The organism is Roseovarius gahaiensis, assembly GCF_011601345.1.
Lineage (GTDB): Bacteria > Pseudomonadota > Alphaproteobacteria > Rhodobacterales > Rhodobacteraceae > Roseovarius > Roseovarius gahaiensis.
On the sequence record NZ_JAAORB010000007.1, the window covers coordinates 81,121 to 102,436 of the forward strand.

The window sequence follows — 21,316 nt, forward strand, 5'->3', positions numbered from 1 at the left end:
CCGACGGGTCGGATAGGAAAAGCGCCATGTTGGCATCAAAACGCATTCTTTTGGTTATCAGCGGCGGCATCGCGGCCTTCAAATCATTGGACCTGATCCGTCGATTGCGCGAACGTGGTGCGCATGTGATCCCGGTTCTGACGCGCGCGGGGGAAGAGTTTGTGACCCCTTTGTCAGTGTCCGCTTTGGCCGGTCACAAGGTTTTCAGGGACTTGTTCGACCTGACCGACGAGGCCGAGATGGGCCATATCGAATTGAGCCGCAGTGCCGATCTGATCGTTGTGGCACCGGCCACGGCCAATCTCATGGCCAAGATGGCCGGCGGCATGGCCGATGATCTGGCCTCAACTTTGCTGCTTGCCACCGACACGCCGGTTCTGATCGCGCCCGCCATGAATGTCAGGATGTGGCAACACCCGGCGACGCAGCGCAACATTGAGACCCTAAAAGCGGATGGGATCGGCTTTGTCGGCCCGGATGATGGGGATATGGCCTGTGGCGAATATGGGCCGGGGCGCATGGCCGAGCCGCTGGAAATCGTCGCGGCGATTGATCGCGCACTGTCGGACGGTCCGTTAAAGGGTAAACGCGTGATCGTCACCTCGGGCCCGACGCATGAGCCGATTGACCCTGTCCGCTACATCGCCAACCGCTCATCGGGGGCGCAAGGCACGGCAATCGCGCATGCCCTTGCATCGCTGGGGGCCGAGGTTATGTTTGTGACCGGCCCTGCCGACGTGCCCCCGCCCGAGGGGGTGACCGTTGTGCCGGTCGAAACCGCAGGCCAGATGATGCAGGCCGTGCAAACCGCACTGCCCGCTGACGCCGCCGTGTTCGCTGCCGCTGTGGCCGATTGGCGGGTGGCCAGCGCCAACACCTCGAAACTCAAGAAAACCAAGGGCGGGCTGCCGGTGCTGGAATTTGCGGAAAACCCGGACATCCTAGCCACGATCAGCCAGATGGACACCGGACGGCCCGGCCTTGTGATTGGGTTTGCAGCCGAGACCGACGATGTGATTGCCAATGCCACGGCGAAACACGCGCGCAAAGGCTGTGACTGGATCGTGGCCAATGATGTCAGCCACGCAACCGCAATCATGGGCGGGCTGGAAAATCACGTTACATTGATTACGAACGACGGTGCAGAGGAATGGCCGCGTATGGCAAAAGCCGATGTGGCCGCCCGGCTGGCCGAACGGATCGCGCAGGCGCTGGCCTGAGAATTTGAGTATTTTTGGAACAATGAAGGCGTGGGCATGGTCCTGATCACATTCACTTGGGAAGAGGGCGCCGACCGGACACTCGGCCTGCCTGCTTATGCGTCGGACGGGGCGGCGGGCGCCGATCTGCGGGCAAATTTTCCCGCGATGCAGCGCGATACGGGCATCACGTTGCAGCCGGGCGCACGGTCGCTTGTGCCGACGGGTTTGCGGCTTGCCATTCCAGAGTGGTATGAGGTGCAGTTACGACCGCGGTCTGGCCTGGCACTGAAGCATGGGCTGACCTTGCCCAACAGCCCCGGCACGATTGACAGTGATTACCGTGGGCCTTTGGGGGTGATCGTGATGAACGCGGGGGATCAGCCGTTTCACATAGATCACGGGATGCGTATCGCGCAGATGATCGTGGCACCTGTGATCCGGGCCACCTTTGATCTGGTCGAGGGCTTGGATGAGACAGCCCGGGGCGGTGGTGGCTTTGGCTCAACGGGGCATGGCTGATGCTGTTGGTATTTGTCATGGCGGCGACCCTGTGGGGCATTGGTGCCCTGATGGGGGCGCCCAAGCGGCTGCGGTGGAGCATGATCGGGCTGTTGTGGGTGGCTGTGGTCGGGCTGCATCTGGCTTTGCCCGCTGCACATCCGTTGCGACTGGCGACAGGTGAAAGCCCGGCCTTGTGGCTGATCCTGGGTGGCTTCGCGGTGCTGGCGGTGATTTATCGTTTGGCGCTGAAGGCATTGCGCAGCAAGGCGGACGCGCAGCAAGAGCCGGAACAAAAAAAGCTTTTTTCTGAAACCGAACTGGATCGCTATGCCCGCCACATCGTGCTGCGCGAGCTTGGCGGGCCGGGCCAAAAGGCTCTGAAAGAAGCCCGCGTTCTGGTGATTGGCGCCGGCGGTTTGGGATCGCCGGCGCTGCTGTATCTGGCGGCAGCGGGGGTTGGTACGATCGGGGTGATCGACGACGACATGGTCGACAATTCGAACCTGCAACGGCAGGTCATTCACCGGGACCGCGACACCGGCCTGCCCAAAGTGCAATCGGCCATGACCGCGATGCAGGCGCAAAACCCATCGGTCGAAGTGCGCCCCTATCAGCGCCGTCTGACCAAGGAGATCGCTGGCGATCTGTTTGCCGATTACGATATCATTCTGGACGGCACGGATAATTTCGATACGCGCTACTTGGCGAATGCGACCGCAGTGGGCCAAGGCAAGCCATTGATTTCCGGCGCGCTGTCGCAGTGGGAGGGGCAATTGAGCGTGTTTGACCCGTCAAAGGGCACGCCATGTTACCAATGCATTTTCCCTGACCGCCCGGCCCCGGGGCTTGCGCCATCCTGTGCCGAAGCTGGTGTGCTTGGCCCGCTGCCCGGTGTGGTCGGGGCGATGATGGCGGCAGAGGCGGTCAAGCTGATTGCCCATGCGGGCCAGCCGCTGTTGGGGGAAATGCTGATTTATGATGCGCTATGGGGTGAGACCCGGAAGATTTCCCTGAAACGCCGTGAAAATTGCCCTGTTTGCGGCCAAACACATGAAAAGGACGCCGAGGCATGAGCAATCCGTTATTGGCCGAGTGGAACACGCCGTTCAATCTTGCTCCGTTTGATCGGATCGAAGATGCCCATTTTGAACCAGCTTTTGACGTCGCGTTGCAGGAGGCGCGGGCAGACATCACAAAGATTGCCGAAAACCCCGAAAAGCCCAGCTTTGCCAATACGATCGAGGCGCTTGAAGCCAGTGGTGAGGCGTTGGACAAGGTGTTGTCGGTTTTCTTTTCCGTGGCCGGGGCCGACAGCACCCCCAAACGGCAGGAATTGCAACGCAGCTTTGGGCCGAAACTGGCGGCGTATTCATCGGAAGTGACCGGGAACAAAAAGCTGTTTCAGCGGATCAAAACCCTGTGGCAAGTTCAAGACGATCTGGACCTGACCGACGAGCAGGCCCGGCTGCTGATGCTGACACGCCGTCGGTTTGTACGGGCCGGGGCGGCGCTGGACGGTGAGGCTGATCAGCGGATGCGCCAGATCATGGCGCGGCTATCAGAGCTTGGCACAAAGTTCACCCAAAACCTGCTGGCAGATGAGGCCGGATGGTTCATGGAACTGGACGATCAAGCGCTTGAAAACCTGCCTGAGTTTCTGATTTCTGCCGCGCGTGAAGCGGGGCGGGAAAAGGGCGTTGACCGCCCGGTGATCACCCTTTCGCGGTCCTTGCTTGTGCCGTTCTTGCAATTCTCATCACGCCGGGACTTGCGAGAGCAGGCGTTTCGGGCATGGGCGGCGCGTGGCGCAATGGGCGGTGAAACGGACAATCGCGCGATTGCTGCTGAGATACTGCAGCTTCGGCAAGAGCGCGCGCAACTTTTGGGCTATGACAGTTTTGCCGCCTATAAGCTGGAAACCGAGATGGCGAAAACGCCCGAGCGCGTGAAAGATCTGCTGTGGCAGGTCTGGACGCCAGCCAAAGCGCAGGCCGAGGCGGACGCCGAAACACTGACCCAAATGATGCAAGCCGATGGGATAAATGGGGCATTGCAGCCTTGGGATTGGCGGTATTACGCGGAAAAGCGGCGGCAGGCCGAGCATGATCTGGATGAGGCTGCGCTGAAGCCATACTTGTCGCTAGACGCGATGATCGACGCGGCGTTTGGCGTGGCGCACCGGCTCTTCGGGTTGGAGTTCAAGCCGCTGGATATCGCGCTATATCACCCCGATTGCCGCGCGTGGGAGGTCACCCGAAATGGGCGGCATGTGGCGGTGTTTATCGGGGATTATTTCGCCCGAGCATCCAAGCGGTCGGGCGCGTGGTGCAGCGCGATGCGCGGGCAGGCCAAGCGGCCACATGTGCAGGGGCCGGTGGTTGTCAACGTCTGCAACTTTGCCAAGGGTGATCCGGCGTTGTTGTCGTATGACGATGCGCGGACCTTGTTTCACGAATTCGGGCACGCCCTGCATCACCTGCTGTCAGACGTGACTTATGAAAGTATTTCCGGCACGTCCGTGGCGCGCGACTTTGTCGAACTGCCCAGTCAGTTGTATGAGCATTGGCTGGAGGTGCCGGAGGTTTTGGAAAAATACGCCCGCCATCATCAAACCGGAGAGGCGATGCCCCCGGAATTGCTGGACAAAATGCTGAAAGCCGCGAATTTCGATCAAGGGTTTCAAACGGTGGAATATGTCGCCTCGGCCATGGTGGATTTGGCGTTTCATGAAGGGGACGCGCCGAGCGATCCGATGGACAAGCAGCGCGAGACATTGGAAAACATGGGCATGCCGCAGGCGATCACGATGCGCCATGCCACCCCGCAGTTCGCGCATGTATTTTCCGGGGATGGGTATTCCAGTGGCTACTACAGTTACATGTGGTCAGAAGTCATGGATGCCGATGCGTTTGCGGCTTTTGAGGACGGTGCGGGTGCGTTCGATGAAGAACAGGCCAAGGCATTGGAAACACACATTCTATCGCGCGGCGGTTCGGCCGACCCCGAAGAGCTTTACATCGCATTCCGTGGGCGTCTGCCGGGTGTTGAGGCGCTGTTGAAGGGGCGCGGGCTGGTTGCCTGATCGGGTGTGTGTTGCGCCCAAAGATGGGCGCAAACAGTTCTTACTGGCCAGCCAAAGGCTGCGACTTCCTGTGTGGTGAGCCGGCCTAGAATGTCTGGTCGTAGTCACCGACTGAGGGCTCGGTGCGGATCACCCCATCAATATCAGCAAAGATCGCGCGCAATTCGTCCTCGCTGTCACTACTTTCGCAGACCACCACGAGGTTAGGGGTGTTCGACGAGGCGCGGACAAGCCCCCAAGACCCGTTGTCAAGAATCACACGCGCGCCGTTGACCGTAACAACCTCTTTGATGGCGCGGCCTGCAATCTGATCTCCGGCGTCGGCCTTGGCGACCAGTTTCTCGACGATGCGATCAAGCACCTCGTATTTCTCGGTATCCGCGCAATAGGGCGACATTGTGGGGGTCGAGAAGGTGTGCGGCAGGGCACGGCGCAGGTCGGACATGGAGCTGTCGGGGTTGCGATCCATCAGCTTGCAAATCTCGACGGCCACCCGCATCCCGCAGTCATAGCCCCGGCCCACAGGTTCGGCCAAAAAGTAATGCCCGGATTTTTCAAAGCCGGCCAAGGCGCCAATTTCCTTGACCCGGCGTTTCATATGGCTGTGCCCGGTTTTCCAGTAATCGGCCTTGGCACCGTTTTTCTGCAGTTCCGGGTCCGAGGCAAACAGGCCGGTGGATTTCACATCGGCCACAAAGGTGGAATTCGGGTAAAGGCGCGACAGGTCGCGCGCCATGATGACGCCGACCTTGTCGGCAAAGATTTCTTGGCCTTCGTCATCGACCACGCCGCAGCGGTCGCCATCGCCGTCAAACCCAAGGGCGAAATCGGCCCCGGTGGCGCGCACACTATCGGCCATGTCATGCAGCATTTCCATGGCTTCGGGGTTGGGGTTGTAGTTGGGGAAGGTGTAATCAAGTGTGTTATGGCTGGGCACCACTTCGACACCGATCCGTTTGAACACTTCGGGCGCAAAAGCCGAGGCCGTGCCGTTGCCCGTGGCGCAGACCACCCGCAGCTTGCGCGACATTTTGAAATCGCCCACGAGGTCATCAAGATACGCCTCGCGCACGCCATCGACAAATTCATAAGACCCGCCGTCGCGCGTCTGGCCCTGACCGTTCAGGACAATATCGCGCAATTCGGCCATTTCATCGGGGCCGTGGGTCAGCGGACGCTCGAACCCCATTTTCACGCCGGTCCAGCCGTTCGGGTTGTGGCTGGCGGTAACCATCGCCACGGCGGGCGCATCAAGGTGGAACTGTGCGAAATAGGCCATGGGCGACAGCGCCGGGCCAATATCGCGCACGCGAATGCCAGCCTGCATCAGCCCAAGGATCAGGGCGTGTTTGATGGCCAGCGAGTAATCGCGGTAATCGTTGCCAACCGCGATTTCCGGTTTGATCCCGCGCTTTTGCATCTGCGTGCCAAGCCCAAGCCCAAGCGCCGTCATGCCCGGTAGATTGATTTCATCAGGATATTTCCACCGTGCGTCATATTCGCGAAAGCCCGTTGGCGCGATCATCGCGTCACGTAGAAATTCCCATGTGTTGGGCGTGCATGTGGGCAAGGGTTTGGTCATAGGGATACTCGTTGATGCGGGGAATTACAGGGCGATCGGGTTGGCCTTGGCCAGTGTGTCGAAGGCCATAAGGGTTTCGATCAGCGCGGCCATCTGGGGCAGCGGGATCATGTTTGGCCCGTCAGACGGGGCATTGTCAGGATCTTCATGCGTTTCGATGAACACCGCCGCCACGCCAAGCGCCACAGCCGCGCGCGCCATCACCGGAGCAAATTCACGTTGCCCGCCGGAACTGCCGCCTTGGCCACCGGGCTGTTGTACGGAATGGGTGGCGTCCATAACCACCGGATAGCCAGTGGCGGCCATCTGCGGCAAGGCCCGCATATCGGCAACAAGGGTATTGTAGCCAAAGGATGTGCCGCGTTCGGTCAACAGGATACGGGTGTTGCCGGTGGATTCGATCTTGGCCACGACATTGGGCATGTCCCATGGGGCCAGAAACTGGCCTTTTTTGACGTTGATCACGGCACCGGTTTCGCCAGCGGCTAACAAAAGGTCAGTCTGGCGGCACAGGAAGGCCGGGATTTGCAGCACATCGGCCACTTGGGCCACGGGGGCGCATTGCTCGGGCAGATGGATGTCGGTGAGAACCGGAACATCCAGCGTATCCTTGACCGATTGCAGAACCTTTAGCCCTTCGTCGACCCCAAGACCGCGCTTGCCGGACACCGATGTGCGATTGGCCTTGTCGAAACTGCCCTTGAATATGAACTGCGCGCCGACGGCGCGGCAGGCTTCGGCCATGGTGCCCGCGATCATCTGGGCGTGATCGGCGGACTCCAGTTGGCAAGGACCGGCGATAAGTGTGAGGGGCTGATCGTTGCCGACGCGCAGCCCCGAAATGTCGACCTGTTTCATGGTTATGACGAGACCTGTTCGCGAAGGATGGACACGGTAAGCGATATCATCAGGTAGATACCGGCAAAGATAAGGAACGCAAGGATCGTATTCTCGAATGACCGTGGATAGGAAGAATCTTGTGACGCCACGGGTTTGACGCTGACCGTCAGGTAGCGCACCTGTTTGTTCGCTTCGATTTCTGACTGCCGCTTGGTTTCAAGCGCGGCTTGCAGCACCATATCGGCGGTGGCCAGATCGGCCTGCGCCATCTGGATTGCGGCGGATTGCGCGGCCAGTGATGACGTGCCATCGGTGGCTTGGGTCAGACGAGCTTTTTGCTTGTTCAGCTCGCGTTCAAGCACCTCTATCTCGCTGCGCAGAGCTTCGACGCGGGCCTGATTGGGTCGCGAATTGTTCATCTGCGTGTTCAGGGCCAGTTGTTTTTCCTGTAGCTGCAATTCAACATTGCTGAGCAAAGCGCGGATATTGGCAACCTCGCCCTCGGGGTCGAGGATTGAGCTTTCTTGCAGTTCGACCATGCGCTGTTGTGCGGCGCGCCTGTCCGCTTTGGCTTGCTCAAGGCTTTCAACCGCCGTTTTCACCGCATCGCTGCGTTTTTCGGCGCTGAGTTCGTCGACGTTTTCTTCGGCGTATTCGATCAGCTTTTCCGAAAACACGGCGGAAAGTTCGGGGTCTGCGGTGGACAGTTCCATGCGGATCACGCCTTCGGTCGGGTCATACCCCAGAACGACGTATTTCTTGTAAAGCTTATAGGCGTCCTCGTTGCTGGCGTCTTCGGAAAGCCGCTGAATCGGGTCGATCCACTGTTGGCTGAAATGCTCGCGGAAGCCCACGTCCTTATCAAGGCGCAGCATAGCGTCTTTGGATTGTAGGTAGGATTGTGTGGCGATCGAATCCTGTCCAGTGGCGAACTGGGTGGGCAGCAGCCCGCCAAGCCCGCCGCCGCCCCCGCCGCCGCTATCGGCGGTAAGGATCAGAAACTCGGACTTGGTCGTATACATCGGGGTGGCCACGGCGTAGTAGTAATACCCCGCGATCAGGGTCGGCAGGAACACGAATGCGGTCAATCGTGTCAGTAAAAGCAGCAGCTTGCGGCGGCGGCGCTTGGCGATGTCGCTTTGAATTTGTGTGATTTCGAAGGCGCGGCGATCAGCTGGGCTTAGCTGGGCCGAGGGCAGGTTTTGGCCGGTTGGCACGGTATGTGGCAGTTGAACGCGATCATTCGCCGGGGGCTGTGCGTCAGCGGCAGGTGGCGTGCCGTCCGAGCCATCACCACCGCCTTGCCCGCCGTCGCCCGCGACTAGTTCAAGGATACTGTTGCGCTTGAACGGGTCTATGCCCTTGGCGCGCAGCAGGCGCACGGCATCGAAATCCGAAGTGGGCGCAAGCCCGTGTTTCTGGGCCATACGGCGCGACATGCGCAGTTGGCGACCGGTCAGGCCTTCTTTGCGGATCTCTTCGATTGAGGTGGCCGCCGCCGTTTCGCGGCCAGAGCTGACCTGACCAGTTGTGGTGCTGGACTGTTGCGGTTGCGCGGCGCTGTCTGCGGCTTGTTCCCGCGCCTGTTCTTCAGGGCGGGGTGGCTGCGGCGTTTGCGGGGCGCTGCGACGGATTCGGAACTTCCTAGCCTTGGGTTTCGTAGTCATAAAGCTGTTTTGCCTCTTCCAAGGTATCGAACATATACAATCTGCCACTCATAAGAACAGCAGCGGAACGCGCGAATTTTTCAAGTGTTTCGGGCTGGTGCGAAACGATAACAACTGTTGTGTTGCGCAGACGTTCGCGCAGAATTTCACCCGCCTTGCGGTTGAATTCCACATCTGTCGAACTCGGCATGCCTTCGTCGATCAGATACATGTCGAAATCAAGCGCCAACATCAGTGAAAAGGTAAACCGTGCGCGCATGCCCGAGGAATACGTGCCAAGCGGCTGGTCGAAATATTCGCCTAGGTTGCACATCCAACGGCAGAACGCCTCGATGTAATCGGGGTCCAACCCATAAAGCCGCGCGATGTAGCGCGCGTTTTCCATCGCCGAGATTTTGCTGACCACACCACCCATGAACCCCAAAGGAAAGCTGATGCGGCAGGCGCGGCGAATTTCGCCCTCGTCCGGTTTTTCAAGACCAGCCATCATGTTGATCAGCGTTGTCTTGCCGGTGCCGTTGGGCGCAAGAATTCCCAAGGAGTTGCCCAATTCGATGCGAAAGCTCACGCGGTCAAGAATCACCTTGCGCTGCGTGCCGGTCCAGAAGGACTTGCTTACATTGTCGAATTCGAGCATCAATTGGCTCCGATGCTGCTCTGGCCTTACCCTCTTTAACGGGGCATTGTTAAGGCAATTTTAGCCCAGATTGTTGGACAGTATGCCGGATCAACTGTGCATATGACAGAAGTTATGGGCATTTTTGTGCCGTTGATAAGAAAAAATCGCCAAATTGGATTTTCTTTGGCTTGTTTCGGCTGAAAGCGCCTTGGCGCTGGCCAGTAAAGCGCCGGGGATGCCACTGGCAGGCTTGATCAGTGCGAGCGGTCGATCTCGCCCACGGCCAGCACGGGGGATGCGTCTATTTCCTCGGCGTCCAGCATGTGGGCCACGCGTTCCAGAACGGCGACAACCATTGCCTGCTCCCAATCGTCCAGCGATTCGAACTGTTTGACATAACGCTGCTGCAGGGCGGTAGGCGCGGCGCGCACCTTGCTCATCCCCTCTGGCGTGATCTCCAGACGGGTTTGGCGGCGGTCGGCCTGTGATTGGCGTCGGGTCAGCTGGCCTTTAACTTCCAATTTTTTGATCAGGGCGGAAATGGTGGCCTGTGTCACACCCATGCGCTGCGATAGCTCGGTGGGGGTGGCGTGGCCTTTTTCCGCCACGATTTGAAGAACGCGTAGCTGCACGGCTGTCAGCCCGGCCTCGCGCGCAAGGTCGCGCGCGTGCATCTCGGTTGCGCGCAGGATGCGACGCAGGGCGATAAGGCTGATATCGGTGCGGTCCACGCCGTCCTCCGTCAATGGGAGGGCTATGTTACCCGGTTTGCGTTCACGCGCAATGCGTGAAGTATTTTGATTGCTATTACTAAACATAAAACAAGCATATACAAAGTAACGCTAAGGATAAATGCCTATAAATGCGCGAAATGACGCATATAGCGTAAAAAAACACTTAGATACTTGAAAGGACATAGGGGGATCGTATAGTTAGGGTGTCGAACAACAAGGGACCAAAAGCCGTGCATAAAATCGATGGATCAAATCAGAAGCCGAAAATCACATTCCGCAAACCATTGCGTGAGGATGGATCTGCGATCTGGGAATTGATCGCATCGTGCCATCCGCTTGATGAAAATTCGATGTATTGCAATCTGATCCAATGCGATCATTTCAGCGATACATGCGTCCTTGCGGAGATGGACGGAGAGCCCGTTGGCTGGATTTCTGCCTATCTGTTGCCCGACGACACCGAGACACTTTTTGTGTGGCAGGTGGCCGTGTCGGAAAAGGCGCGCGGCCAAGGCTTGGGCACGCGTATGTTGCAGCATTTGATCGAGCGCGAGGAGTGCGAGGGCGTCAATCGCCTACAGACCACCATCACGCTGGACAATGATGCGTCATGGGCGCTGTTCGGAAAGTTTTCGAGCAGCATCGACGGCAAGCTGAGCAGCCAGCCCTACTTTCGCCGCGATGATCATTTCGACGGTCGCCATGCGACCGAGCATATGGTCACCATTCGTTTCGCCGAAGAGCTGAAGCGCGCCGCCTGATCGCGAGCTGCGCCGGCCTTCACTCTCACTGAACCAAAGGATTTATCATGTCGACTGACACGTCAGCCGCTACAAGCATTTTCACTCGCCGTGAATCAGAGGCACGCAGCTATTGCCGCAGCTTCGACACGGTGTTCACCAAAGCCAAGGGCGCCGAAATGACCGACGCCGAAGGCCGGACCTATATCGACTTTCTGGCCGGGTGCTCCTCGCTTAACTACGGGCATAATGACCCGGACATGAAAGAGGCACTGGTCGATCACATCGCGGGCGATGGTATTGCCCACGGTCTGGATATGTACACCACCGAAAAGGCCAGGTTCCTTGAGGCGTATGAGGAGAAGATCCTCAAGCCGCGGGGCATGGATCACAAGGTGATGATGACCGGCCCGACCGGCACCAACGCCGTTGAGGCCGCGATGAAGCTGGCCCGCAAGGTCACTGGCCGCCGCAATGTTGTGTCGTTCACCAACGGCTTCCATGGCATGACCATGGGTGCACTGTCGCTGACCGGTAACGCCGGCAAGCGCGCCGGTGCGGGCTGCGGATCGCTCTGCGGTGCCACGCATATGCCGTTTGACGGTGCGTTTGGGGCTGATGTCGATACGCTGCACCAGATGGAATTGATGTTTGACAACCCGTCGTCGGGTGTCGATGCCCCCGCCGCGTTCATCTTTGAACCGGTGCAGGGCGAGGGCGGCCTGAACGCTGCCTCGACCGAATGGATGCAGGGCGTGGCCCGTCTGGCGAAAAAGCTGGGCGCGTTGCTGATCGTCGATGATATCCAATCGGGCTGTGGCCGCACGGGCACCTATTTCGCCTTTGAAGATGCGGGTATCGAGCCGGACATGATCACGCAGGCAAAATCGCTGTCGGGCTTCGGCCTGCCGTTCGCGGCGCTGTTGATCAAGCCCGAGCACGACATCTGGAAGCCTGCCGAACATAACGGCACGTTCCGCGGTAACACCCATGCATTTGTGACAGGCCGCGTCGCGCTGGAGAAGTTCTGGAGCGATGATACCTTCCAGACCGAAGTGCAGCACAAGTCGGCCATCCTGACCGCTGGTTTGCAGGCGGTTGCCGATGTCTTGCCCGAGGCCCGCCTGAAAGGGCGTGGCATGATGCAGGGTGTCGATGTAGGGTCAGGCGCGTTGGCGGGCGATATCTGTGCGCGCGCCTTTGAGAAGGGCCTGATCATCGAGACGTCAGGCGCCCATGACGAGGTGGTCAAGGTGCTGGCACCGCTGACCATCCCCGAAGAGACGTTGCGCAAGGGCCTGAATATCCTGCTGGATGCGGTCCGAAACGCGACGCAAAACACGAAGATTGCAGCGGAGTAACAGCAATGATCGTCAGAGAGTTCGACAATGTGGTGAAACAGGGTAATTCTGTTTCAGACGCCAACTGGACATCCGTTCGGATGCTGTTGGCGGATGACGGGATGGGCTTTTCGTTCCACATCACGTTTCTGGAAGCAAACAGCGAACATACGTTTGAATACAAAAACCACTTTGAAAGCGTGTACTGCATTCAGGGCAAAGGCTCCATCACCGATCTGAAAACCGGGGAAACCCACCAGATCAAGCCGGGCACCATGTATGCCCTGAACGAGCATGACCGCCACACGCTGCGCGCCGAAGAAGAGCTGGTGATGGCTTGCGTGTTCAACCCGCCTGTGACGGGCCGGGAAGTGCACCGCGAGGACGGCTCTTATGCCGCGCCAGAAGAGGTTTCTTAACCCCATAGAGGCATTCCGGGGTGACAAAACCCCGGAATGAACATGAATGACTTTTGAAAATCATACTGTCGAAAAGATCGGTGGCACGTCGATGTCGCGTTTGGATGAACTGGTAGAGAACCTGTTCAAGCGCGATAACGAGGACAAGATTTATAATCGCGTGTTCGTTGTGTCCGCCTTTGGTGGCATCACCAACCTGCTGCTGGAGCACAAGAAAAGTGATGAGCCCGGCGTCTATGCCCGGTTTGCCAATGACGAGGACGATCACGGCTGGCTGGACGCGCTGTCGACGGTGGCCCAAGGCATGCGCGATGCGCATAAGGCCGTGTTGCACAACCCCGCCGATCTAAGCGATGCGGATGATTTCGTGCGTGAACGGGTCGAAGGGGTGCGCAATTGCCTGATCGACCTGCAGCGCCTGTGTTCCTACGGCCACTTCCGGCTAAGCCAACACATGATGCTGACCCGTGAAATGCTGTCGGGGCTGGGTGAGTCGCACTCGGCCTATGTCACCACGCTGGCCTTGCGTCGCGAGGGCATCAACGCCCGGTTTGTGGATTTGTCCGGCTGGCGCGATGAGCGCGAGATGACGCTGGATGAGCGCATCAATGATGCGCTGGGCGATGTTGACGTTGCGACGGAATTGCCGATCGTCACCGGCTATGCGCAATGCGCCGAAGGATTGATGGCCGAATACGATCGCGGCTATTCCGAGGTGACGTTCAGCCGGATCGCGGCGCTGACCGGCGCGCGAGAGGCGATCATTCACAAGGAATTTCACCTGTCGTCGGCGGACCCGAACCTTGTGGACGGTGACGTGCGCAAGCTGGGCCACACGAACTACGATGTGGCCGACCAGTTGTCGAACATGGGGATGGAAGCGATCCACCCCAAGGCGGCCAAGACCCTGCGGCAGGCCGATGTGCCGCTGCGCGTGACCAACGCGTTCGAGCCGCACGACCCCGGCACGCTGATCGACGATCAGCCCGCTGAGACGCCGGGTGCCGAGATCGTGACCGGCCTGAACGTGCATGCGCTGGAAGTGTTCGAGCAGGACATGGTCGGCGTCAAAGGCTATGATGCCAAGATATTGGACGTGCTGACGCGGCATGGTATTCGAATCGTGTCGAAAACCTCGAACGCCAATACGATCACCCATTACGTGGACGCCCCGCTGCGCGACTTGCGCAAGGTCGAGGCGGATTTGAACAAAGCCTATCCAAGTGCCGAACTGACCCTGCAACCGCTGGCGATTGCAGCGGTGATCGGGCGCGACCTGACCGGCGTCAGCGTTCTGGGTGAGGGCCTGAAAGCGTTGGCGGCAGCCGATGTCAAAGTGAAGGCCGCGCAGCAGACCACTCGCTCGGTCGATGTGCAGTTCATTGTGCCACGCGAATCGCTGGCGGCGTCGATCAGCGCCTTGCACGGCGCGCTGATTCCATCCGCCCAAGTCGCGGATCTAAAGCCCGGCAAGAAGGCTGCATGACCCGCGACTGATTAAACTAATCACAATCAGCGATTTAACCCGCCCGGCCATCCCTTGGCCCGGCGGGTTTTTTTGTGCGTGGCAGAACTTCCTGCGTCTGCACAAACCATGAAGGATCAGGCGCGATTCGTTGCGGGCCACTTGTCCGGCTTTGGCATGCCGGCCTCGTTCAGTCTTTTGCGAGATCTTTCAAGATCGGGCAATCGGGCCGGGCATCGCCCGCGCATTCCTGCACAAGATGGGTGAGCGTGTCGCGCATGGATTCAAGCTGGGCCAGTTTGTCTTCGATCTGGGTCAGGTGATCTTGGGCCACGCGTTTCACATCGGCGCTGGCACGGGTTTCATCCTCATACAGTGCCAAAAGAGTGCGACAATCTTCGATGGCAAACCCAAGCGCACGGGCACGGCCCAGAAAAGCCAGTTTGTGCACGTCGGTGTCTTTAAAGACGCGATAGCCATTCGTATCGCGCGCCGGACGGATCAAATTGATCTCTTCGTAGTAGCGGATGGTTTTCGCGGGCAGGCCGGTGCGTTTGGCGACATCCGAGATATTCATGATGCCGCCCCTTTTGCCATGGCCGGGCGAATCCTGCGCAAACGCAACGCGTTGGACAGCACAAAGACCGAGCTGAGCGCCATGGCCCCGGCCGCCAGCATCGGGGATAACATCATGCCGGTGGCCGGATAAAGTACGCCAGCGGCCACCGGGATAAGCGCGGTGTTGTAGGCGAAGGCCCAGAACAGGTTTTGCCGGATGTTGCGCAGCGTGGCGCGTGACAGGTGCAGCGCGTTCACAACACCGGACAGATCGCCCGAGATCAACACCACATCGGCCGAGTCGATGGCAACATCGGTGCCGCTGCCCACGGCCAGCCCGATATCGGCCTCGGCCAAGGCGGGTGCGTCATTGATGCCGTCGCCGACAAATCCAACGGTGCCGAATTGGTCCCGCAGGGCTTTGATGGCGTCAACCTTGCCACCGGGTTGCACCCCGGCGGTGACGTGGTCAATGCCCATATCTTTGGCGATGGCATCGGCAGTGGCCTGCGTATCGCCGGTGATCATCGCGGTTTTCAGACCGCGGTCATGCAGCGCGTCGATCACCGAGCGGCTGCTGGATTTCACCGGATCGGCCACGGCCAGAAGCGCGGCCAGTTGTCCGTCAATGGCGGCAAAGACCGGCGTTTCACCCCGCCCACCGATCTGGTCCAGCGTGTCAGCCAGCGGCGTGGTGTCGATGCCTTCGCGCTGCATCAAACGTTCGGCCCCGACGATCAGGTCATGGCCGTCGACGCGGGCCGTCAGGCCAAAGCCGCTGATCGCCTTGAAGGTTTCGGGCTTGGGTAGGGTCAGGCCGCGATCCTTGGCCGCCGTTTCAATGGCACGGGCGATGGGATGTTCGGACTGTCCTTCGACCGCTGCCACAAGCCGTAGTGTTGTGTCCTCGTCATGGCCGTTGGCAGGTGTCAGGCTCGTCAGGCTTGGGCGGCCTTCGGTCAGGGTTCCGGTTTTGTCGAAGGCAATCACGCGCACCTCGTCCAAGTGTTGCAGCGCATCGCCCTTGCGGAACAGAACGCCCTGTTCGGCTGCGCGCCCCGTGCCGACCATGATCGAGGTTGGCGTGGCCAGACCCATGGCGCAGGGGCAGGCGATGATCAGGACCGAAACCCCGGCCACCAGCGCAAAGGTCAGGGCCGGATCGGGGCCAAAGGCCAGCCACGTTGCCACGGTCAGAACGGCCACCGCCAGAACGACGGGCACAAAGATACGCACCACGCGATCGGCCAGCGACTGAATCGGCAGTTTCGCGCCCTGCGCGTCTTCGACCATGGCGATGATTTGGGCCAACATGGTGTCGCGGCCCACCTTGGTGGCGCGGAAAGTCAGCGCGCCTTCGCCGTTGATCGTGCCGCCGATCACCGTGTCATCGGTGATTTTCTCGACCGGCAGAGGTTCACCCGAAATCATGCTTTCGTCGATATACGAGGTGCCATTGGTCACGGTGCCGTCGACAGCGATTTTTTCGCCGGGGCGGACATGTACGATATCACCTACGCCAACCTCTTCGATGGGAATTTCGCTGATCTCGCCCTTGCGTTCGACGCGGGCGGTGTGGGCTTGAAGGCCGATCAGTTTCTGGATCGCCGCCCCGGTGCGGCCCTTGGCGCGCACCTCAAGCCAGCGGCCCAGAAGGATCAGCGCGATGATGACCGCTGCAGCCTCAAAGTAGACAACCCGGGTGCCTTGCGGGAGAAGGGCGGGCGCGAAAAGCGCAATGGTGGAAAAGCCCCACGCGGCACTGGTGCCAAGCGCGACAAGGCTGTTCATATCGGGTGCGCCGCGCAGCAGGGCGGGAACGCCCTTGGTAAAGAATCCGCGGCCCGGCCAGATCAGGGCAAGCGTGGTCAGCGCGAACTGAAGCGCCCAAGATGTGGGTTTCCCGATGCTGTTTTGGATCAGATCGGCAAAGCCGGGGATCGTGTGGCTACCCATTTCAAGAACAAACACCGGCAGGGCCAGTGCCATGGCGATCAATGTCATGCGGCGCGCATGGTCGATTTCGGCCTGACGGCGGGCGAATTGATCATCGTGATCCGTGTTCTCAGACGGGCGGGCGGGATAGCCCGCCTCGGTCGCGGCGCGGGCCAGCTGCGCGGCATCGGTCGCGCCGGGCAGGTAGCGGACGGTTGCGGTTTCTGTCGTCAGGTTGACGGCGGCGTCAAGCACGCCGGATTGCGCGGAAAGCGCCCGTTCGACCCGGCCCACGCAAGACGCGCAGGTCATCCCGGTGATGGTGAGGGTCACGGTCTCCTCGCGCGCCGGATAGTTGGCGGCCTCAAGCGCATTGGTGATCTGCGCCAGATCGGCGCCGTCGGTGAACATCCGGGCGGTGCCGTTGGCGAAATTTACTGAAACATCGCTTACGCCGGGCACGGATTGCAACGCGCGTTCGGCCCGGCCTGCGCAGCCGGCGCAGGACAGGCCCTGCACTTCGATCTTGAGGGAGTGTTGTGCCATGGTGGTCCCCTTTCTGAAGGTCAGATAAGGGTTCCAGTCACGGGAAGGTCAAGGGGTGACGGCCGGTTTAGCCGTTTAATTCGTCCAGAATGGCTCGGGCTGCGGCGCGCGGATCGGGCGCGGACCAGATCGGGCGGCCCACGACGATGTGATCGGCCCCGTCGTGAATGGCCTGCGCCGGGGTCGCGACGCGTTTCTGATCGCCAAGCGCCGCGCCGGTGGGCCGCACGCCGGGGGTGACAATCAGACGGTCCGCCGCCTCGGGCAGGGCGCGGATCATCGCCGCCTCTTGCGGTGAGGCGATGACGCCATCGGCCCCGGCCTCGAACGCGCGAGAGGCGCGCTCGGCCACCAGATCGGGAATGTCGCCGGGACGGATCAGGCTGGCATCCAGATCAGCGCGATCCAGCGAGGTCAGGATGGTGACGGCCAGAATCTTGGTCTGGCTGCCCGCCGCGCCTTGTTTGGCGGCGTGCACCACATGCGGATCACCGTGGACGGTCAGGAAATCCAGATCAAACTGCGCCAAACCGCGCACGGCGTTCTCGATCGTGGCACCGATATCGAACAGTTTCATGTCCAGAAAGATACGTTTGCCATGTTCCTGCTTAAGTTCATTGGCCACGGCAAGCCCGCCGCCGGTCAGCATTCCAAGCCCGATTTTGTAAAACGACACGTCATCGCCGAGTTTTTCGGCGAGTTTCAATGCGCTAAGGGCATCGGGCAGATCAAGGGCAACGATCAGGCGGTCATCGGACATGGGGCAGGGCCTTTGGCTGTTTTGACAAACTGCTGGCCTTGTCGCGGGGGCGCGGCGCTGCGTCAAGCGGTGTTCGACGTTGGCCCCGCCTGATCATGCCATGCATCTGCGGCCAACGCGATCTGGCGCTGCCCTGTGCGATATTCGGGCATGCGTTTCAGTTGGGTCATGGCGTTGTCCAGCAGAAGGTGCAGGATATCCCGATGTAATGCGTCTGCCTGATGCTGTGCGCTGCAGTGCAAAACGATGGTGCCGTCCTGCGTTGTCAATTTCACCGCCCCACAAGAGATGCCCTGTGACTCGTCATGGGACAATGTATCGAATTCAACACGCGTTATATACATGACGGAACACCACTATTTACCGCGTATAGCGTTTAGCAGTCTTTGCGCCGCGGAGCAGGAGGGAACGGCGGCAAAAATTCCCCGGTAAGCAAAGGTGGATCAAATGGCGCATTGCTTGTGGGTTTCGCATGTGTGGTCTTGAACCCTGTGGTGGCATTGCCCATTTAAGGTAGCGAGGTTCCCGACAGCCGTATGCCTAATCAGGGTGCGCAAACCGGGGTAACGCTTGTGAAAAAGGAGAAAGCCATGGACTTGAACAAGTTCACGGAGCGGTCGCGCGGGTTCATTCAGGCGGCGCAGACCATTGCGATGCGGGAAAGCCACCAGAAATTGGCGCCCGAACATATTTTGAAAGCCTTGATGGATGACGCCGAGGGGCTTGCCAGCAACCTGATAAAGCGCGCGGGCGGTGATCCGGCGCGCGTGCAGCAGGCGGTTGATCTGGCCATTGGAAAAATTCCGCAGGTCACCGGCGATGCCGGGCAGACCTATATGGATCAGCAGACAGGCAAGGTTCTGTCCGAGGCTGAAAAGCTGGCGGACAAAGCCGGTGACAGCTTCGTTCCGGTCGAACGGATTTTGACCGCGCTTGCGATTGTCAAATCCCCCGCCAAGGACGCGTTGGACGTTGGCGCAATCACTGCGCAAAAACTGAACGAGGCCATCAACGATCTGCGCAAGGGCCGCACGGCGGATACCGCCAGTGCCGAAGATACCTATGAAGCGTTGGAAAAATACGCCCATGATCTGACAAAGTCTGCCGAAGAGGGCAAGATTGACCCAATCATCGGACGCGATGATGAAATTCGCCGCGCCATGCAAGTGCTAAGCCGCCGAACCAAGAACAACCCCGTTCTGATCGGTGAACCGGGCGTGGGTAAAACCGCGATTGCCGAAGGTCTGGCCCTGCGGATCGTGAATGGCGATGTTCCCGAAAGCCTTCAGAACAAGCGGCTTCTGGCGCTGGACATGGGGGCGCTGATCGCTGGCGCGAAGTATCGTGGCGAGTTTGAGGAGCGCCTGAAGGCGGTTCTGAACGAAGTGACATCGGCGGCCGGTGAGATCATCCTGTTCATCGACGAGATGCATACGCTTGTGGGTGCGGGCAAGGCTGATGGGGCCATGGATGCCGCCAACCTGATCAAGCCCGCGCTGGCGCGGGGCGAATTGCACTGCATCGGCGCGACCACGCTGGACGAATACCGCAAGCATGTCGAAAAAGACGCGGCCCTTGCGCGGCGTTTCCAGCCGCTGGTTGTCGAAGAACCGACGATTGAAGATACCATCTCGATCTTGCGGGGGATCAAGGAAAAATACGAATTGCACCACGGTGTGCGGATTTCCGACAGTGCCTTGGTGACAGCGGCCACGCTAAGCCATCGCTATATCACCGACCGGTTCCTGCCCGACAAGGCCATCGACCTGATGGACGAGGCGGCCAGCCGTTTGCGCATGGAAGTGGACAGCAAGCCCGAGGAATTGGACGCGCTGGACCGCGACATTCTGCAAAAGCAGATCGAGGCCGAAGCCCTGCGCAAAGAGGACGACGCCGCCAGCAAGGACCGTTTGGAAAAGCTGGAAAAAGAACTGGCCGAGTTGCAGGAGAAATCCAGCGAGATGACCGCGCAATGGCAGGCCGAGCGGGACAAGCTGGCCAGCGCCCGCGATCTGAAAGAGCAGCTTGATAAAGCGCGGATTGAGTTGGACCACGCCAAGCGCGAGGGTGATCTGGCCAAGGCCGGTGAGCTGTCTTATGGCGTGATCCCGCAGCTTGAAAAGCAGTTGTCCGAGGCCGAGCAGGTCGAACAAGACGGTGTGATGGTCGAAGAGGCCGTGCGCCCCGAGCAAATCGCGCAGGTGGTTGAACGCTGGACGGGTATTCCGACAGCGAAGATGCTGGTAGGCGAGCGTGAAAAGCTGCTTGGCATGGAGGACAACCTGCATCGCCGCGTGATTGGGCAGGATCAGGCCGTCAAGGCCGTGGCCAATGCCGTGCGCCGGGCGCGCGCGGGCCTGAATGACGAGAATCGCCCGCTTGGGTCGTTCCTGTTCCTTGGGCCGACCGGTGTCGGTAAAACCGAACTGACCAAAGCGGTGGCCGAGTTCCTGTTCGACGATGACAGTGCGATGGTGCGCATCGACATGTCGGAATTCATGGAAAAGCATTCAGTCTCGCGTCTGATCGGCGCACCTCCGGGCTATGTGGGGTATGACGAAGGCGGTGTTCTGACTGAAGCCGTGCGTCGCCGCCCCTATCAGGTGGTGTTGTTTGACGAGGTCGAAAAAGCCCACCCAGAAGTGTTCAACGTGCTCTTGCAGGTGCTGGACGATGGCGTGCTGACCGATGGTCAGGGCCGCACCGTCGACTTCAAGCAGACGCTGATCATCCTGACGTCGAACCTTGGGTCTCAGGCACTGAGCCAGATGCCCGAAGGGGCCGATGCCGGTGACGCCAAGCGCGATGTGATGGATGCAGTGCGGGCGCATTTCCGCCCCGAGTTCCTGAACCGTCTGGACGAGATCGTGGTTTTCGATCGTCTGACACGCGATCAGATGGATGGGATTGTCGATATTCAGATGGCCCGTCTGCTCAAGCGGCTGGCCAGCCGCAAGATCGCGCTGGAACTGGATCAAGACGCACGCACATGGCTGGCCGATCAAGGCTATGACCCGGTCTATGGGGCCCGCCCGCTCAAGCGGGTGATCCAGAAGGCCTTGCAAGATCCTCTGGCCGAGGGATTGCTGGGCGGTGAGATCAAGGATGGCGATACGGTGCCAGTTACAGCCGGCCCCGAGGGCCTGTTGATCGGTGATCGGGTCGGCACATCTGACAGGCAGCCGCCGCAAGATGCAGTCGTGCATTAAGCCCTGAAAATCGGTTGCAAAACCAAAGCCCCGTGAAAGCTCCGGTTTTCGCGGGGCTTTTTTCTGCCGTGCACAGAGGTGACAGGTTTGTCGCGCAATAGTTGCAATTGATTGCAG

At 59.7% G+C, this 21,316-nt stretch carries 18 protein-coding genes; 9 read left to right on the forward strand and 9 right to left on the reverse strand.

Going from position 1 to position 21,316, the window contains the following annotated elements:
* Nucleotides 1–26: 26 nt before the first annotated feature.
* The 4 genes from coaBC to HAT86_RS06215 are packed head-to-tail and all read left to right on the forward strand — an operon-like array spanning nt 27 to nt 4,785.
* Nucleotides 27–1,220: a bifunctional phosphopantothenoylcysteine decarboxylase/phosphopantothenate--cysteine ligase CoaBC gene (gene coaBC / locus HAT86_RS06200; protein WP_167194510.1), complete on the forward strand. Its 1,194-nt coding sequence runs from the start codon at nt 27–29 to the stop codon at nt 1,218–1,220.
* Between the two features lie 36 nt (nt 1,221–1,256).
* The gene (gene dut / locus HAT86_RS06205) at nt 1,257–1,721 is read left to right on the forward strand and encodes a dUTP diphosphatase (RefSeq protein WP_167194512.1); all 465 of its coding nucleotides are present in this window, start codon (nt 1,257–1,259) and stop codon (nt 1,719–1,721) included.
* Nucleotides 1,721–2,776, forward strand: a complete 1,056-nt coding sequence (locus HAT86_RS06210; protein ID WP_167194514.1) for a HesA/MoeB/ThiF family protein — start codon at nt 1,721–1,723, stop codon at nt 2,774–2,776. The genes dut and HAT86_RS06210 overlap by 1 nt, the downstream gene beginning before the upstream one ends.
* Nucleotides 2,773–4,785, forward strand: coding sequence for a M3 family metallopeptidase (locus tag HAT86_RS06215; RefSeq protein WP_167194517.1), 2,013 nt, complete (start codon nt 2,773–2,775; stop codon nt 4,783–4,785). The genes HAT86_RS06210 and HAT86_RS06215 overlap by 4 nt, the downstream gene beginning before the upstream one ends.
* Nucleotides 4,786–4,870: 85 nt before the next feature.
* On the opposite strand, the gene HAT86_RS06220 is transcribed toward HAT86_RS06215, so the two are convergent.
* The 5 genes from HAT86_RS06220 to HAT86_RS06240 all read right to left on the reverse strand — a co-directional run bounded on the left by HAT86_RS06220 (nt 4,871) and on the right by HAT86_RS06240 (nt 10,224).
* Nucleotides 4,871–6,367 carry a phosphomannomutase/phosphoglucomutase gene (locus tag HAT86_RS06220; protein WP_167194519.1) on the reverse strand — a complete coding sequence of 499 codons (1,497 nt, stop codon included), beginning with the start codon at nt 6,365–6,367 and terminating at the stop codon, nt 4,871–4,873.
* A 24-nt stretch (nt 6,368–6,391) separates the two neighbouring features.
* Nucleotides 6,392–7,225: a 3-deoxy-8-phosphooctulonate synthase gene (gene kdsA, locus HAT86_RS06225; RefSeq protein ID WP_167194521.1), complete on the reverse strand. Its 834-nt coding sequence runs from the start codon at nt 7,223–7,225 to the stop codon at nt 6,392–6,394.
* A 2-nt stretch (nt 7,226–7,227) separates the two neighbouring features.
* Complete coding sequence (locus HAT86_RS06230) at nt 7,228–8,874, reverse strand: capsule biosynthesis protein (RefSeq protein WP_167194523.1); 1,647 nt, start codon at nt 8,872–8,874, stop codon at nt 7,228–7,230.
* Nucleotides 8,852–9,511: an ABC transporter ATP-binding protein gene (locus HAT86_RS06235; RefSeq protein WP_167194525.1), complete on the reverse strand. Its 660-nt coding sequence runs from the start codon at nt 9,509–9,511 to the stop codon at nt 8,852–8,854. Before HAT86_RS06235 ends, HAT86_RS06230 begins: the two co-directional genes overlap by 23 nt.
* 236 nt (nt 9,512–9,747) lie before the next feature.
* A complete protein-coding gene (locus HAT86_RS06240; RefSeq protein ID WP_331272508.1) occupies nt 9,748–10,224 on the reverse strand; it encodes a MarR family winged helix-turn-helix transcriptional regulator in 477 nt (158 codons plus the stop codon).
* 233 nt (nt 10,225–10,457) lie between these two features.
* Here HAT86_RS06240 and ectA point away from each other — a divergent pair, with 233 nt between their 5' ends.
* From ectA to HAT86_RS06260, 4 genes are read left to right on the forward strand one after another with little or no spacing between them, the layout of a single operon-like run.
* Nucleotides 10,458–10,988, forward strand: coding sequence for a diaminobutyrate acetyltransferase (gene ectA / locus HAT86_RS06245; protein WP_167194535.1), 531 nt, complete (start codon nt 10,458–10,460; stop codon nt 10,986–10,988).
* Nucleotides 10,989–11,035: 47 nt separating this feature from the next.
* The gene (gene ectB / locus HAT86_RS06250) at nt 11,036–12,328 is read left to right on the forward strand and encodes a diaminobutyrate--2-oxoglutarate transaminase (RefSeq protein WP_167194537.1); all 1,293 of its coding nucleotides are present in this window, start codon (nt 11,036–11,038) and stop codon (nt 12,326–12,328) included.
* Nucleotides 12,329–12,333: 5 nt separating this feature from the next.
* Entirely contained in the window at nt 12,334–12,726 is a 393-nt protein-coding gene (locus HAT86_RS06255) for an ectoine synthase (protein WP_167194539.1), read from the forward strand.
* 46 nt (nt 12,727–12,772) lie between these two features.
* Nucleotides 12,773–14,212 (forward strand): aspartate kinase, encoded by a 1,440-nt coding sequence (locus tag HAT86_RS06260; RefSeq protein WP_167194541.1) that lies wholly within the window; start codon nt 12,773–12,775, stop codon nt 14,210–14,212.
* A gap of 169 nt (nt 14,213–14,381) precedes the next feature.
* Here HAT86_RS06260 and cueR read toward each other — a convergent pair whose 3' ends face one another.
* The 4 genes from cueR to HAT86_RS06280 form a co-directional block, all read right to left on the reverse strand.
* Entirely contained in the window at nt 14,382–14,768 is a 387-nt protein-coding gene (cueR, locus tag HAT86_RS06265; RefSeq protein ID WP_167194543.1) for a Cu(I)-responsive transcriptional regulator, read from the reverse strand.
* Nucleotides 14,765–17,230, reverse strand: a complete 2,466-nt coding sequence (locus HAT86_RS06270; RefSeq protein ID WP_167194545.1) for a heavy metal translocating P-type ATPase — start codon at nt 17,228–17,230, stop codon at nt 14,765–14,767. Before HAT86_RS06270 ends, cueR begins: the two co-directional genes overlap by 4 nt.
* 67 nt (nt 17,231–17,297) lie before the next feature.
* Nucleotides 17,298–17,990, reverse strand: coding sequence for an orotidine-5'-phosphate decarboxylase (gene pyrF, locus HAT86_RS06275; protein ID WP_167194547.1), 693 nt, complete (start codon nt 17,988–17,990; stop codon nt 17,298–17,300).
* Between the two features lie 62 nt (nt 17,991–18,052).
* Nucleotides 18,053–18,334, reverse strand: a complete 282-nt coding sequence (locus tag HAT86_RS06280) for a hypothetical protein (RefSeq protein ID WP_167194549.1) — start codon at nt 18,332–18,334, stop codon at nt 18,053–18,055.
* A gap of 246 nt (nt 18,335–18,580) precedes the next feature.
* On the opposite strand from HAT86_RS06280, the gene clpB reads away from it, so the two are divergent.
* Entirely contained in the window at nt 18,581–21,199 is a 2,619-nt protein-coding gene (clpB, locus tag HAT86_RS06285) for an ATP-dependent chaperone ClpB (protein WP_167194551.1), read from the forward strand.
* Nucleotides 21,200–21,316 lie beyond the last annotated feature (117 nt).

Bases quoted from the DNA above. Each gene is read 5' to 3' on its own strand.
- coaBC (WP_167194510.1), top strand. From the start codon at position 27: ATGTTGGCATCAAAACGCATTCTTTTGGTTATCAGCGGCGGCATCGCG.
- HAT86_RS06220 (WP_167194519.1), bottom strand. From the start codon at position 6,367: ATGACCAAACCCTTGCCCACATGCACGCCCAACACATGGGAATTTCTA.
- ectB (WP_167194537.1), top strand. From the start codon at position 11,036: ATGTCGACTGACACGTCAGCCGCTACAAGCATTTTCACTCGCCGTGAA.
- dut (WP_167194512.1), top strand. From the start codon at position 1,257: ATGGTCCTGATCACATTCACTTGGGAAGAGGGCGCCGACCGGACACTC.
- cueR (WP_167194543.1), bottom strand. From the start codon at position 14,768: ATGAATATCTCGGATGTCGCCAAACGCACCGGCCTGCCCGCGAAAACC.
- clpB (WP_167194551.1), top strand. From the start codon at position 18,581: ATGGACTTGAACAAGTTCACGGAGCGGTCGCGCGGGTTCATTCAGGCG.
- kdsA (WP_167194521.1), bottom strand. From the start codon at position 7,225: ATGAAACAGGTCGACATTTCGGGGCTGCGCGTCGGCAACGATCAGCCC.
- HAT86_RS06215 (WP_167194517.1), top strand. From the start codon at position 2,773: ATGAGCAATCCGTTATTGGCCGAGTGGAACACGCCGTTCAATCTTGCT.
- HAT86_RS06210 (WP_167194514.1), top strand. From the start codon at position 1,721: ATGCTGTTGGTATTTGTCATGGCGGCGACCCTGTGGGGCATTGGTGCC.
- HAT86_RS06255 (WP_167194539.1), top strand. From the start codon at position 12,334: ATGATCGTCAGAGAGTTCGACAATGTGGTGAAACAGGGTAATTCTGTT.
- HAT86_RS06260 (WP_167194541.1), top strand. From the start codon at position 12,773: ATGACTTTTGAAAATCATACTGTCGAAAAGATCGGTGGCACGTCGATG.
- HAT86_RS06280 (WP_167194549.1), bottom strand. From the start codon at position 18,334: ATGTATATAACGCGTGTTGAATTCGATACATTGTCCCATGACGAGTCA.
- pyrF (WP_167194547.1), bottom strand. From the start codon at position 17,990: ATGTCCGATGACCGCCTGATCGTTGCCCTTGATCTGCCCGATGCCCTT.
- HAT86_RS06230 (WP_167194523.1), bottom strand. From the start codon at position 8,874: ATGACTACGAAACCCAAGGCTAGGAAGTTCCGAATCCGTCGCAGCGCC.
- HAT86_RS06270 (WP_167194545.1), bottom strand. From the start codon at position 17,230: ATGGCACAACACTCCCTCAAGATCGAAGTGCAGGGCCTGTCCTGCGCC.
- HAT86_RS06235 (WP_167194525.1), bottom strand. From the start codon at position 9,511: ATGCTCGAATTCGACAATGTAAGCAAGTCCTTCTGGACCGGCACGCAG.